This is a genomic window from Lentibacillus salinarum (assembly GCF_042679865.1).
Taxonomy (GTDB): domain Bacteria; phylum Bacillota; class Bacilli; order Bacillales; family Amphibacillaceae; genus Lentibacillus; species Lentibacillus salinarum.
Genome location: NZ_JBHTNH010000003.1, coordinates 35,639 through 49,236, shown reverse-complemented (window position 1 = coordinate 49,236; position 13,598 = coordinate 35,639). Strand labels below are relative to the sequence as shown.

At 45.0% G+C, this 13,598-nt stretch carries 12 protein-coding genes; 9 read left to right on the top strand and 3 right to left on the bottom strand.

Going from position 1 to position 13,598, the window contains the following annotated elements:
- Nucleotides 1-173 precede the first annotated feature (173 nt).
- Complete coding sequence (locus tag ACFQ4A_RS03500) at nt 174-1,334, bottom strand: MFS transporter (RefSeq protein ID WP_382397629.1); 1,161 nt, start codon at nt 1,332-1,334, stop codon at nt 174-176.
- A gap of 232 nt (nt 1,335-1,566) precedes the next feature.
- On the opposite strand from ACFQ4A_RS03500, the gene ACFQ4A_RS03495 reads away from it, so the two are divergent.
- The 5 genes from ACFQ4A_RS03495 (at nt 1,567) to ACFQ4A_RS03475 (ending at nt 5,072) form a co-directional block, all read left to right on the top strand.
- A complete protein-coding gene (locus ACFQ4A_RS03495) occupies nt 1,567-2,562 on the top strand; it encodes a glutaminase (RefSeq protein ID WP_382397627.1) in 996 nt (331 codons plus the stop codon).
- Between the two features lie 83 nt (nt 2,563-2,645).
- A complete protein-coding gene (locus ACFQ4A_RS03490; RefSeq protein ID WP_382397625.1) occupies nt 2,646-3,311 on the top strand; it encodes an SOS response-associated peptidase in 666 nt (221 codons plus the stop codon).
- Between the two features lie 123 nt (nt 3,312-3,434).
- Entirely contained in the window at nt 3,435-3,908 is a 474-nt protein-coding gene (locus tag ACFQ4A_RS03485) for a low molecular weight protein-tyrosine-phosphatase (RefSeq protein WP_382397623.1), read from the top strand.
- Nucleotides 3,909-3,923: 15 nt separating this feature from the next.
- Nucleotides 3,924-4,229, top strand: coding sequence for a YtxH domain-containing protein (locus ACFQ4A_RS03480; RefSeq protein ID WP_382397621.1), 306 nt, complete (start codon nt 3,924-3,926; stop codon nt 4,227-4,229).
- A 24-nt stretch (nt 4,230-4,253) separates the two neighbouring features.
- Nucleotides 4,254-5,072: a YihY/virulence factor BrkB family protein gene (locus ACFQ4A_RS03475; protein ID WP_382397619.1), complete on the top strand. Its 819-nt coding sequence runs from the start codon at nt 4,254-4,256 to the stop codon at nt 5,070-5,072.
- A 217-nt stretch (nt 5,073-5,289) separates the two neighbouring features.
- Here ACFQ4A_RS03475 and ACFQ4A_RS03470 read toward each other — a convergent pair whose 3' ends face one another.
- Entirely contained in the window at nt 5,290-6,462 is a 1,173-nt protein-coding gene (locus ACFQ4A_RS03470) for an MFS transporter (RefSeq protein ID WP_382397617.1), read from the bottom strand.
- 154 nt (nt 6,463-6,616) lie between these two features.
- On the opposite strand from ACFQ4A_RS03470, the gene ACFQ4A_RS03465 reads away from it, so the two are divergent.
- The 4 genes from ACFQ4A_RS03465 (at nt 6,617) to pdaA (ending at nt 10,598) form a co-directional block, all read left to right on the top strand.
- Complete coding sequence (locus tag ACFQ4A_RS03465; protein WP_382397615.1) at nt 6,617-7,009, top strand: OsmC family protein; 393 nt, start codon at nt 6,617-6,619, stop codon at nt 7,007-7,009.
- A gap of 171 nt (nt 7,010-7,180) precedes the next feature.
- Nucleotides 7,181-7,975: a YfkD famly protein gene (locus ACFQ4A_RS03460; RefSeq protein ID WP_382397613.1), complete on the top strand. Its 795-nt coding sequence runs from the start codon at nt 7,181-7,183 to the stop codon at nt 7,973-7,975.
- Between the two features lie 214 nt (nt 7,976-8,189).
- Nucleotides 8,190-9,500, top strand: a complete 1,311-nt coding sequence (locus ACFQ4A_RS03455) for a Na+/H+ antiporter family protein (protein ID WP_382397611.1) — start codon at nt 8,190-8,192, stop codon at nt 9,498-9,500.
- 297 nt (nt 9,501-9,797) lie between these two features.
- Entirely contained in the window at nt 9,798-10,598 is an 801-nt protein-coding gene (gene pdaA / locus ACFQ4A_RS03450) for a delta-lactam-biosynthetic de-N-acetylase (protein WP_382397609.1), read from the top strand.
- Nucleotides 10,599-10,862: 264 nt separating this feature from the next.
- Here the strand turns inward: pdaA and ACFQ4A_RS03445 are convergent, their stop codons facing one another.
- On the bottom strand, nt 10,863-13,511 hold the full coding sequence (locus tag ACFQ4A_RS03445; RefSeq protein WP_382397607.1) for an EAL domain-containing protein: 2,649 nt from the start codon (nt 13,509-13,511) through the stop codon (nt 10,863-10,865).
- Nucleotides 13,512-13,598: the final 87 nt, after the last annotated feature.

Sequence of the window (13,598 nt, the reverse complement as noted above, 5' to 3'; positions counted from 1 at the left end):
CGCGGAAAGCGAAGTATATTTCCGGAGCGGGGTATATGCACCAACCATAACTTCTAGTTAGTTCGGATTTTTCTTTCCAACCTCTTTAAATTGGAACATTCATATATAGAGGATATTCGAAAAGTGCGGTAAAAATGACACGTCGCATTTCAGGCGGTTCCTGATTTTAAACGTCAGTCCCTTTGTTTGGCCAATTTTCTCTGTTCATGCATCGAAACCAGTGCCGCCCCAACTGAAAGAATCACAAACAAACCGCCAACTGTCGCGTTCTGTTCGACGGACGCATGTTCAATGACAAAGCCCCCGATGAGTGATCCAAAAGCGATGCCAAGATGAAGCGCTGAATTATTCAGACTTTGCTGAATGTCTGATGTTTCAGGTGATAAGGTAATCAGATAACTTTGTGTGGCGGGAGATAATGCCCAGCTCAATATTCCCCAAATGATTAGGATAACAAAAAATGCGGGCAGTGCAAATGTTGTATAGGGTATAGAAAATATCACCAGTCCAAACAGAACAGTGGTTACCATAATCGTGCGTTTTGCCCCGATCGCATCGGATAAAACACCACCAATGCCACCACCGCTTACGGCTGCAGCACCAAAAACCAGATAGATGATACTTACCCAGGTTCCGTCCACTCCCAAAGCTGTTTTGGAAAAAGGCGTCAGATAGGCATAAAGCACCGTATGACCGGTCATAAACATTAATGTAATCATCTGGCCGAAAAATATTTTCCGGTTTTTCAAGGTTACCAGCTGCTTGCCAAGCGGACTGGAAGGCTTCGGCTCAACCCGGTTCATGAGGAAAAACACACCAGCCATTGAAAGAATCGTCAAGAGTGTAATCAGTACAAACGGGGCGCGCCAACCAAACGCATTCCCCAGTATCAGTCCGATGGGGAGACCCAGCACAATCGACGCACTAACGCCCATGGAAACAATGCCGATTGCACGCCCGCGGTATTTATGTTCGACAATAGACGGAGCTATGGTCAGGCATAAAATAATCAGCAAGGCGCCGCTTAATGCTGAAATAACCCTGCCAATAAAAACAACGCTGTATGTCGGGCTGAACACCGTCACCAGATTTCCTGCCAGAAATACAGCCAAAGATATAAGAGTCAGCCGCTTCCGTTCGATATTAGCTGTCAGGATTAATAATATCGGTGAGCCAATCGCAAAAATGAACGAAAAAATGGTGATCAGAAATCCGACCTGACTAAGGCTGACATTCAGATCATCAGCCATCAAATCAAGGATCCCGCCAATAATCAGCTCGACCATCCCGACAACGAATGCGACAATCATCAAAAAGTAGACACGTTTATTCATCTTATGACGCCTTTCTAAAGAAGTTCAAAATCTAATCGTACGCCCATTTGATTTAAAAAACAAGCGATTTTTTTAGGCATCTGTTGACAGGGCGGTTAAGTCTGTTTGCTTCTTTTCATAACCGCTTTTCAGCGATATAATTAAAGTGTGAATAGAGACCGTGTAAAATGAACCTGAAAAATCATGAAGAAATCCTTGATATGTAGGCATACTAAGGTCAAGAGGTGATCGTATGGTACAAGGAATCGTGAACTGGAATACCGGTGAGACGCAGGAATGGCTACAGCAATATGTTGACGACTGGGTATCGTTTTATCGTAAGCATACGAATGACGGCAGTGTTGCATCCTATATTCCCATTTTACAGGAAGCGGACCCGAACGATTTGGGAATCACGATCATCGGCAAAAATGGGGTGTCAGTTCGTTCGGGCGATACTCACCGCCCGTTCACGCTGCAAAGCATCTCCAAGGCCATCACATTTATTGTTGCCTGTATGGAGCGCGGGGTTTCGTATATGCTTAATCGGGTTGATGTTGAGCCGACCGGGGAAGCATTCAATTCCATTATGCACCTGGAAATGAAACCGGTGAAAAAACCGCTTAACCCATTTAATAATGCCGGTGCGATTACCGTGACATCGTCGTTGCCGGGGGAAACATCGGCTGAACGGTTGGAGCCGGTTTTTCAGCTGCTTGAGAGGATGCTGGGATATCGTCCGAGGTTGAATGTTGACGTGTACGAGTCGGAACGGGATTCATCAACGCGGAACCGGGCAATCGGGTATTATTTATTGGAAATGGATTTTTTGGAGTCAGATTTGGATGTCACATTGGAAACATACTTTAAACAGTGTTCAATCGATGTGACGATTGATGACCTAGCCCGTCTCGGCATGGTTCTCGCCAATGACGGAATGGATCCGAAAACCGGTGGAGAAATTATTCCGCGACAGGTCGCCCGAATCGCAAAGGTATTGATGCTGACGTGTGGTATGTATGATGCATCGGGAAAATTTGCGACTTATGTCGGGATACCGGCCAAAAGTGGCGTGTCCGGTGGTATATTGGCAGCTGTGCCACCAAGAGTGCGGGATGAGACCATGCCATTTACTGATGGTTGCGGAATCGGGGTTTACGGACCTGCTTTGGGGGAAAAAGGAAACAGTATTGCCGGAATTCGTTTACTTCGGCATATCGCAACACAGTGGGATTTGAGCATTTTTTAAACAGCTTGAAATCGGCTCAATCGCCGGTTTCTCCGAATCTGACTTCTGACATCTTACTTCTGAAAAACGTGAGGAGTGACACCATGTGCGGACGTTATACATTGCTTGCAGATGAACTGGAAATTCTGCAGGAATTCGGGATTGACCAACCGATTGACGATTACCAGCCAAGTTATAATGTTGCGCCCGGCCAAAACGTGCTCGCCATCATCCACGACGGCAAGCAAAAACGGGCCGGCTATTTGCGCTGGGGGCTTGTGCCGTCATGGGCAAATGATGCGAAAATCGGGTATAAAATGATTAATGCCCGCAGTGAAACAGCCCATGAAAAGCCAAGTTTTAAACGTCTTATGGCCCGGAAGCGCTGTTTGATTGTGGCGGACAGTTTTTATGAATGGAAGCGGCATGACGGTGAAAAACAGCCCAAACGGATACAACTGGGCGACCGGGAGTTATTCGCTTTCGCGGGGCTGTGGGACAAATGGGAACAGGACGATAAGAAACTTTTTACATGTACGATCCTGACAAAAGCGGCAAATGATTTTATGCAGGCTATTCATCACCGGATGCCGATCATTTTGCCAAAAGATAAGGAAGATGCGTGGATCGAGGCAGGCAGCCAGTCACCCACCGAAGCCTATCATTTTTTGACGTCATTGGAAACAGACGATTTGCAAGCCTATGACGTCGCGAGTTATGTCAACTCGGCGAAAAATAATGATGACATGTGTATTGCACCGCTTGCGTAGACCGTTTGGCGTTTTGACCAATCTGGAAGTTGGTCAATCAAGCGGCAATAGTGGCATTTAAGGACACCTCCCATTATAATGACAGATAGAAATAACAGACAAAATGGAGCAGGAGTTGAATGAATGATACGGGTATTATTTTTATGTCTCGGGAATATTTGTCGGTCACCGATGGCAGAGGCGATTTTCCGGGATCTGGTGAAAAACGAAGGGCTTTCTGGTAAAATCAATGTGGATTCAGCCGGTCTTGGCCATTGGCACGTCGGGGAGGTGCCGCATGAAGGGACAAGGGAGCTGCTTGATCGGCAGCGTATCGCCTATGACGGGATGAAGGCCCGCCAGCTACATAAACGCGACTTTAGTGATTTTAATTATCTGATTGCGATGGATGATCAGAATATCAGCGCTTTGTCTACATTTGGCGAAAAAAGTGATGATATGATGGTGGCTAAGCTGATGGATTTTGTTAATGAAGCCAAAGAGGCTGATGTTCCGGACCCATATTTCACTGGCAATTTTGATTATACGTATGCGTTAGTGTCAGAAGGCTGCAGGGCATTGCTGAATCATATCAAACATGAACATAACCTACCATAAAGGAGCGATAAAGAAATGGGTAAACAAAAATTATGCTTGGGCTTATTAATCGGTTCGATTGCAGGTGGTCTTCTGTCGTTATTGGACCGTGAGGCGAGGAATTATGCAAAAGGGAAGATGGCGATTGCTAAAAATGGATCATCATACTATATCAAACGTCCGTCAGAAGCTGTGAAGAGCGCAAAAAATACGTTTGACCGTTTCAATACCTCGTTTACAAAAGGCGCGGATAATGCCATTAATGCTTTGGAGCAGGTGGAAAACACATTGGGTCAGTTTACAAATAAACAGGATAGGGAAGAGCTGAATAACAATTTGTAAATGGGATCATATGAGGGCGATAAAATGTGGCACCGGACTGTGGATTTTATAAAAGATCTGTTTCAGCGTGTTACCGATGACGATATAGTTGGAGTGGGGGCACAGCTTGCTTTTTTTCTATTGCTATCTTTGTTCCCGTTCCTGATTTTCCTGATGACACTCGTCGGTTATTTGCCTTTGGATGCAGGGAATGTTACCGGATTTATTGAGCGATACGCCCCCGGAGAGATATCCCAGCTGATCAGTGAAAATGTTAATCAGCTTGTCAACCAGCAAAGCGGCTCACTATTATCAATTGGTATTATTGGTACATTGTGGGCCTCATCAAACGGCATTAATGCTATCATGAAAGGATTTAACCGGGCTTATGAAGTAAAGGAAGACCGCTCGTTTATTATGATGCGGCTTATTGCCATTGGTCTGACGATAGCAATGGTACTGGTTATCAGTATGGCTTTTCTGCTCCCGGTATTCGGGAAGATGATTGGTGAATATATTTTCGCATTTATCGGCTTGTCTGCTGGCTTTGTGAGCGTTTGGAATACATTACGCTGGGTCGTTTCATCCGCGGTTATTTTTATCGTACTGTTGGCTTTGTACAGTTTGGCACCCAACATGCGCATTTCGTTTAAAAATGTCATCTGGGGGGCCTTGTTTTCCACGATTGGCTGGCAACTCGTCTCATTGGCCTTTTCCTTTTATGTCAATTCAATCGGGAATTATTCGGCAACATACGGGAGTCTTGGCACTGTCATTGTCCTCATGATCTGGTTTTATTTGACCGGTATTATTATCATGGTTGGCGGGGTCATTAACGCTATGTTGCGGGAAACGAGATCGTGAACATTAGGAAAAAGCTGACACGGCTTTTTAGATCCTAGAGGTCAGTAGTCGGATTGGAAGAAATCGGTGAGTTAGCCGTTTTCGGTATTGAAAACCATGTCCAAAACTTTATGCATTCTTATCTTTTTAAAAAGCTGCCATCGTTGGGGCAGCTTTATTATGGCTATTGTGAAAGCAACCTCATGATGAAAAGGGGTGCCTAGTAATGGTGTGTCCCTTAACTGGTACTGCTTTGCAAGCCACCATCCCGCTTGAAAAGGATAATCACCAGCATAATGGCAAGCATAACAGTAATCAGATGGAAAAAGGATACATTAGGAAAATGGTCAATAAACAACCCGCCTAAATAAGGGCCGGATAAGCTGCCAAAGCTGAATGCAATAGCAGTCATCAGGTTACCGGCCGGCAGGAGTGACGGCGGAAGCAAGTCGGTCATAAAGGCTATGCTTAATGAATAGAGTGAACCAACCAGCATCCCTGACACGGCAAATGCAATAAACAATGCTGCCGCCGATGTTTCAAACATTGCAGCAAACAGAAAGCAAAGAATCCCGCCTGTTAGAACCATCAGTAAAATCTTTCGTCTGCCAATCCGGTCGCTTAAGGCGCCCAAAGGAATCTGCGTAATAATACTTGCCCCGGCGAAGAAAGGGATGATTAACGATAATATGTTCACATCATGCCCAATCCGCAACCCATAAATAGGGAAAATGCCATGCAGTGTCGCCTCCAGAAAGCCATAGCCAAAAGCAGGCAAAAGCGCAACCCAGGCCAATTTGCCGGTTTGGGCAAAGCGCCGTATAGAGCTGGTACTGCCTGCTGAGTGGACATCCGTATCATCGGGCCGGCTGTTTCGGACCCAGAACATAGCTGACCAGACGATTATGCTGAAGACAGCTGATATGAGAAACGGCAATGCCTGGTGGATTTCCAGGAGCCGGGTCATCAGTGGTCCGACGGCGAATCCCAATGCAAATGACAAGCCATAGAATGAAATGTTTTTTCCACGCTTTTCTTTCGGACTGGTCGTGGTAATCCATGTTTGCGTCCCGAAGTGAAGCATATTGTCCCCGATTCCGATCATGACACGAAGGATAAACCAGAACCATAAAGCTTCCCAGAAAGGAAACAAGGCGAGGGAGATGAATACGAGCATACCACCCGCCATAATCATCGGTTTGAAGCCAAAATGCCGCATTGGTTTTTCCATAAAAGGTGACGCAATCAGTATACCCATATACAAACCCGTTGCATGAAGGCCGTTGATGGAGGATGAGACACCGTTTTGTTCAAGGATAATGGATAATAATGGGAGAATCATACCTTGTGAAAAGCCTGATATAAAAACAAGTGCAACTAATATCCAGAATCTGGTCTGTGCGGATACCATTATTTTTCTCCCTCCATAAACGTCGTGTTGCTTCATTCAATGTAATGTTTTTTTACGGGGAGGTCAATTCAAATATTTCCACCAAAATGCGTTATGGTTTACGATGAAGGGTAAATAATAATAGAAGACTATTATAAGGGAGTTGAACTTTATCATGCATTTTTACGGGAAAGAAGAAGGTATACGTATTGATTTGGATTATGGTCAATTGGACATATCAGGAGATGAAGCATTCGGCTTCCGTCCGTTTCAATTGATGATTGCGTCAATTGCTGGCTGCAGCGCTTCCGTCTTTCGGAAGATTTTAAAGAAACAGCGGATAGACATTGAAGATCTGCAGGTGACAGCAGACGTGGAGCGCAATTCGGATGTGGCCAACCGGATTGAGAAGATCAGCTTGCATTTCATCATTAAAGGCTACCATCTGGATGATGATAAGTTATATAAAAACCTGGAAGTAGCTCGGAAAAATTGTTCCATGGTCCGCTCGGTTGAAGACAGCATCACGATTGAGGAATCATTGGAAACGATTGAGCTAAGCCGTTAATATTTAACCGTATAATATTCATGTGTCCGAAAAAACTAACGCCAAAGACGTTAGTTTTTTTCGTACCGTCATTGAGGATGACCTTATAAGAAAAACGACAGCACTCGCTATAAGCGAGGCGAATGCCGACTTTTTCTTATATGATAAGCAGAACGAAAGGAATGGGACAACATGAATAAACAACTTTACATCATGGTATTAATGGCATTAGTCTTACTGATCCCTGTTAACGGACTGGCTGAAGAAAAGGAAGAAAAAGATGACGACGCATTCGAGGTACCGAGTCACGTCTTAAACATTTCCAAAGAAAACACGTATCCCAACTCAACGGAAGATCAGGAAGTGGTCGAGCCCAGTGAATTGACTAAAGAATTAATTGATGGCGTTGACATCCCGATTGAGAATCCAGATCTGATCAAGACACTTAACGAAACGTCGATCAATCCATCGCCTATTTCGTTTGGCTACCGGGGGATGGTCTATATCGGCAGGTGGCCGCTGAATTATAAATCGGATGAGACCAACATCAATTGGGAATACCAAAAAATCAATTCGAATGAACTGAATAATATCGGTGGTGAGTCCGACCAGAAAATGCAGTATAATCAGCAGGAAAAAAAGGAAATTAAAGGCGCTTTGACAAACAAGATTGCCAATCCGGACGATATCAAAAAAATGATGCTGTTACAGGCAAAAGATAAAATTGATTTGCCGCTCGCTTATACAACGGTCATTGGTCAAAATACAGAAAAGGAGAATTCGTATAATGTACCGGTAAAAAAACACGGGGAACTAAAAGCTTATGCCCCTGCCGTGAATGAGAGGGGACAAGTCACATTCGGCGAAGTGTACTTCCAGTTAAAAGGAAATAAGAAATCAATCGTGATCCAGAATGTCACTAAACAAGGTATCGGTGCCTGGATACCGGTGCAGGACCATGTGTCATTTTCCTTCCAGCTGCAATAGGTTGATGGATAAAAGGGGCTCCCTGGGAATATCCCAGGGTGAGCCCCTTTTATCAACCGGAGAAAGAGAACATCAACCGTTTATCATAATAACGACCTCTTCGCACAACTAGGATTTAATTTCACGATCAGGGTTGACCTCATCTCTTTAATGCTTTATCATGTTAAAGTATTGAATGGAACATGAAAAGAGATAAGAGAGAGGGGAAACGACTATGGAGTGGGTTGTTATCATATCTGTATTGGTATTGACCGTTCTCAGTTTACTGCGGGTCAATGTCATTATTGCGATTATTGCTGCAGCATTAACGGCCGGGCTGCTGTCGGGATTGTCCGTTGTTGACGCAATCGATATGATGGTTAGCGGCATGGGCGATCAGGCCAGTACCGCATTAAGTTACATTTTGCTTGGTGCTTTTGCGGTGGCAATCAGTTATACAGGTATTACGGCGCTTTTGGTAAACTATTTAATTAAAGTGTTGACCGGCAAAAAAACGATGATGATGCTGGCCATTGCCGGTGTGGCATCGTTATCGCAAAACTTGGTCCCGGTTCATATAGCTTTTGTCCCGATATTAATTCCGCCATTATTAAAATTGTTTGATGAGATGAGAGTGGACCGCCGCGGTGTGGCCACAGCTTTGACGTTCGGGCTGAAAGCACCGTATGTCATGATCCCGGCCGGTTTCGGTCTGCTCTTCCACGAAACCATTCAGAACGGGATGACTGAAAACGGTGCCGCTATTACGATGGGGCAGACGGCACTTTCGATGCTGATCCCCGGGGCAGGCATGATCGTCGGACTCTTGATTGCCGTCTTGTTCACGTATCGAAATGATCGCGAGGCGATTCCGGGAGCAGGCGGAAGTGAAGCGAATTTCACGGCGTGGAAAACAGAAAACGTCACCTTTAACCGGAAACATGGTCTGACATTGGTTGCTATAGCAGGTGCGCTGCTCGTTCAGATTATCACCCAAAATTTGATCGCTGGTGCGCTGACTGGGCTGGTCCTCATGTTTGCGCTTGTGGTTGTGCCGTTCAGAAAAGGCGAACAGGTCATGGCCGACGGGATTGCCATGATGGGACAAATCGCTTTTGTCATGTTGGTTGCATCCGGTTTTGGAAAGGTGTTGACAGATACGGGTGCGGTCGATGCACTTGTCGAAATGTCATCCGGATTTCTTGGTGACAATCAGGCAATCATCGCGTTAATCCTCTTGCTGGTCGGCCTTGTCGTTACAATTGGGATTGGGTCGTCATTCGGCACCATTCCGATTCTGGCAGCACTGTTTGTACCGATTTGTCTGACAGCAGGCTTTTCCACAATGGCCACCGCTGCCCTAATCGGTACAGCCGGAGCATTGGGAGATGCGGGATCACCGGCATCAGACAGCACACTCGGACCAACATCCGGACTGAATGCTGACGGTAAGCACCACCATATCTGGGATACATGTGTGCCGACATTCATTCACTTCAATATTCCATTGATTGTGTTCGGGTGGGCGGCGTCGATGATTCTGTAAATGATGATGCATGTCAGAAAATAAATGCCAATTCCGAGGTGGAAACTTCAGCCGGAGAGCGAAGACTTCAGCGCGAGACTGGAAACTTCAGCCTGAGAGCGAAGACTTCAGCACGAGACTGGAAACTTCAGCCTGAGAGCGAAGACTTCGGCGTGAGACTGGAAACTTCAGCCTGAAAGCGAGAACTTCGGCGCAAGAATAAAAACATCAGCCTGAGAACAACATCAGCCCGCCCATCCTATGAATAAATGCAAACAGTTACGGACAAAGTAAGGGAAAAAATAGGTGGGGTCTGCTATGAAAAGGTATGTTTCCACAGCAATTGGGCTCCTTATTTGCTTTCTTGCTGTTTTGCCGAATGCGCATGTCACGCATGCGGCCGGCGGTTACGGATGGGGATTTAAAAAAAATGATGATCATCAAATTCCGGACGTTGGCCAATATAAACAGATACTTGAGGAATACGGTGCTTACTATGCGGACCATTCCGGTGAAAAAGTTGTGTATTTGACATTTGATAATGGCTATGAAGAAGGCTATACCGATGATATTCTGGACGTGCTGAAAAAACATGACGTGCCGGCCGCTTTTTTTGTGACCGGTCATTATGTTGAGAGCGAACCGGACCTTGTCGAACGAATGGCTGATGAAGGGCATATTATTGGGAATCACTCGTATCACCACCCGGATTTTACCATCGTCACGAAAGAAGCCATGCAGGAAGAACTGGAGGCTTTGGAAGCGGCGGTGGCCGACGTATCCGATCAGGAGAACATCAGCTATTTACGCCCGCCAAGAGGGATGTTCAGTGAACAGACGCTCGACTGGGCCCAAGAGCTCGGTTACACCCATATATTCTGGTCGCTGGCATTTGTCGACTGGGAAACGAATAAGCAAAAAGGCTGGGAGTATGCCCATGAAACGATCATGGACCAGATCCATCCCGGGGCGATTATGTTGCTTCATACGGTATCATCCGATAATGCCAAAGCCTTGGATAAAACCATAACGGAATTGAAAAAACAAGGGTATCAATTCAAAAGTCTTGATCATCTAGTGATGAAAGATAATCTGCCGCGGCCCATTTACGGTTATTGATGGTTCTTAATGAGCGCCAAAAGAAAGAGGTCGGGACAAAAGTATTGAAACAAAGAAAAATCCGAACTATGATTCAAAATTCGTCAGTTGAAATTCGAATCAGTTTGGATTTTTCTTTTTATAATATAATGGGTTTCCACTAAAACCAGCGGCGTATTTTTCCGCAGCGATGGTTAAGACTTATCCCAACATTATACTTAAATCTTCCGGTCATCATTCGTCTTTAATGTTTAACGTTTTAGTTATGTCCCAGCCCCTATTCTATTATAGATGATGATTCTTTATATAGGCATATGGGCTTCCTTCGATAAAATACGTATCCGGGATCTGCTGATTCAGGCGCTGAAGAGCGCTCATTTTGTTGACGAAGGCGGCGAGGTTGTCCTTTTCCTGCTCCGATATGTTAAATTCGACGCCATAGTAAAAGGTATCGCCTTTCGCTTCATTTTTCCACACCAATCGGCCCTCCAACTGGAACGATTCACCCATCAAATGAACGTTAAAATTCAATTTAATATTTGAATGCACTGGCAATTTGAGTGAGGTCATAATTTTTAAACCGCCAAGCCCGATGTCCAGGATCAACACCTGCGCAGAACCGAGGTTCACCGTTCGCTCGTTTATTTCTACAATGGTCATGTTACCAAGTAAAGGGTTGGGGAAGACGAGCCGGTAATACTTTCTGCGTTCTTCTTTAGCTGGCATATGCGGTTTAGGTTTAGAGGGTTTCAGGTAACCAGTTACCAGCATTTGCTCGAATGTTTTCCGAGAAACCGGTTTGGAAAACAGATAGCCCTGACATTCACCACATTCGTTTTGTTTTAGGAATTCCAGTTGGGAATGTTCCTCCACACCCTCAGCGATCACCTTCATATCAAGCCCTTTGGCCAAATGGAGAACCGAGGAGATGATTGCTGCCTCCCTGTTGTTCTCTGCGTTTAAACTCTGGATAAACGCTTTATCAATCTTGATGATATCCGGGTTAAATTCTTTCAAGTATATAAGGGATGAAAAACCGGTACCAAAATCATCAAGGGCGATTTTGATCCCCAATTCCCGCAAATCCTTTAAGGTATTCAAGACCATTTTTTCACTTTTAAGCAATGTACCTTCTGTAATTTCCAGTTCCAGATACTTGGCTGGTATATCGTAATGGCTTAATTGTTTGGCAACAACGTCAACCAATCCTTTTTTCATTAACTGGATGGGGGATACGTTAATGGCAATCGGACGTAACGTAAAACCCTGATCTTTCCAGGAACGTAATTGCCGGCAGACATTTTCGATCACCCAATGACCGATTTTGTGCACGAGGTGGTTCTCTTCGGCCAGCGGAATGAATTCACCCGGAGATACCAGTCCCCAATCGGCATGATGCCACCTGATTAATGCTTCGGCCCCTTTAATAATGCCTGTACCCGTTTCGATTTGCGGCTGGAAATAGATTTCAAATTCCTCATTTTCAATCGCTTTTCGCATATCTTTTTCCAGTACGAATTTTTTATAGGATGTAATGTCTTTGGACATCGAGTATAATTGATAATTGTTTTTGCCCAGTTGTTTGGCCCGGTGCAGGGCAGCATGCGCGTTTTGAATCAGGGAAAGCTTATCATCGCCGTCTTCCGGATAAAAACTGATCCCGATACTTGTGGTGATATGCAACTCATAGCTATCGATTGTAAACGGCATTTCAATGGTTTCAATCATTCGTTCGGACAAATTTAATAAAAATTCTTGCGATGGCGCGTTTTCTATCACGGCAACAAAATCGTTACTGCTGATGCGTGCAAGATAGGCATCATCCGGCAGCACAGACACGAGTCTGTTGGACACCCGCTTTAGAATTTGATCACCAAACGTATAGCCAAGCGAGTCATTGATAAGCTGGAAACGGTCGAGATCGAGATAAAACAGGGCAAATCCTGAAGACGCATCACGTTCACACAGCGTGTCCAATTTTTCATATAAACTGCGCTGATTTGGCAGGGCCGTCAAGGCATCATGGGTTGCCAGATATTCAAGTTTCTGCCGCATTTCAACTTCGTGGGTAATATCCGCCAGCATTCCGAACAGGTGGGTGAGTTCACCTTGTTCATTGAACCAGGGGATTGTCTGGTCGTAAACCCATTTCAAAGTGCCATCTCCGCACTGGATACGGTATTGATGTTGCAGTGTTTCGCCTCTTTTTAGAATCTCTTGGCGGCTGAGTACTTCTTTTCTTTCCGCCGGATGGATGAGGTCATCCCAGATACCCGGCACCTCGTAAAGCTCGTACAGCGGGTATTGCAGCAATTCACCGGCGCCTTCGGAAACATACACGACTTTTTCGGTGGCATATTCTTTCATCCATAGCCCGACAGTTAAATGGTCCAATATCAGTTGGATCCGTTTTTTCGACGCTTCCACCTGATTTTCCAAATAATGCTGTATTGTACAGTCCTGGACGACACCAACCAGTTTATAGGGCTTGTCATCTTTCCATATCGCTTCTGCCTGGGCTTTTAAATAGCGTATGTCATGCGTATTGCCGTGACAAATCCGGAAATCAGCAGCAAAACCGATCCCTTTTTCAGCTGCCTCCCAAACGGCTGCAGAGGTTTTGTCATAGTCTTCCGGGTGGATATAAGCAAGCGCCTTATCGAGCGGGGGATTCCCGTCTGATTCCTCGGATATGAAAATGTCACGGGCATAGGCGGAGAACGTTAACATATCGTCGGGAATGTTATATTCCCAGCTGCCGATTTGGGCAATTTGCTGCGCATGTTCGAGATGGTTTTTGCTCACTTCCAGTTCTTCAAGCGTTTGTGCAAATTGCTGGAAATCATCCGTTGATAGCTGAGGCATATCGTTCTCTTTATGGAAAAAATGAGACCAAGTAGCCGGCCCGGTAGGTTTTTTACGCGGTTCACGCAAGGCGAGTCCCACCCTTCTATTAAAGGTCATTATAGATATTGTAATATAAAGTTTCAAAAATTAAAATATTTATCTTAAAAAATGTCA

Excerpts from the sequence above, each read along its gene's own strand:
- ACFQ4A_RS03470 (WP_382397617.1), bottom strand. The coding sequence starts at position 6,462 with ATGGTATCCGCACAGACCAGATTCTGGATATTAGTTGCACTTGTTTTT.
- ACFQ4A_RS03465 (WP_382397615.1), top strand. The coding sequence starts at position 6,617 with ATGCATTTTTACGGGAAAGAAGAAGGTATACGTATTGATTTGGATTAT.
- ACFQ4A_RS03460 (WP_382397613.1), top strand. The coding sequence starts at position 7,181 with ATGAATAAACAACTTTACATCATGGTATTAATGGCATTAGTCTTACTG.
- ACFQ4A_RS03480 (WP_382397621.1), top strand. The coding sequence starts at position 3,924 with ATGGGTAAACAAAAATTATGCTTGGGCTTATTAATCGGTTCGATTGCA.
- ACFQ4A_RS03500 (WP_382397629.1), bottom strand. The coding sequence starts at position 1,334 with ATGAATAAACGTGTCTACTTTTTGATGATTGTCGCATTCGTTGTCGGG.
- ACFQ4A_RS03495 (WP_382397627.1), top strand. The coding sequence starts at position 1,567 with ATGGTACAAGGAATCGTGAACTGGAATACCGGTGAGACGCAGGAATGG.
- ACFQ4A_RS03485 (WP_382397623.1), top strand. The coding sequence starts at position 3,435 with ATGATACGGGTATTATTTTTATGTCTCGGGAATATTTGTCGGTCACCG.
- ACFQ4A_RS03490 (WP_382397625.1), top strand. The coding sequence starts at position 2,646 with ATGTGCGGACGTTATACATTGCTTGCAGATGAACTGGAAATTCTGCAG.
- ACFQ4A_RS03475 (WP_382397619.1), top strand. The coding sequence starts at position 4,254 with ATGTGGCACCGGACTGTGGATTTTATAAAAGATCTGTTTCAGCGTGTT.
- ACFQ4A_RS03455 (WP_382397611.1), top strand. The coding sequence starts at position 8,190 with ATGGAGTGGGTTGTTATCATATCTGTATTGGTATTGACCGTTCTCAGT.
- pdaA (WP_382397609.1), top strand. The coding sequence starts at position 9,798 with ATGAAAAGGTATGTTTCCACAGCAATTGGGCTCCTTATTTGCTTTCTT.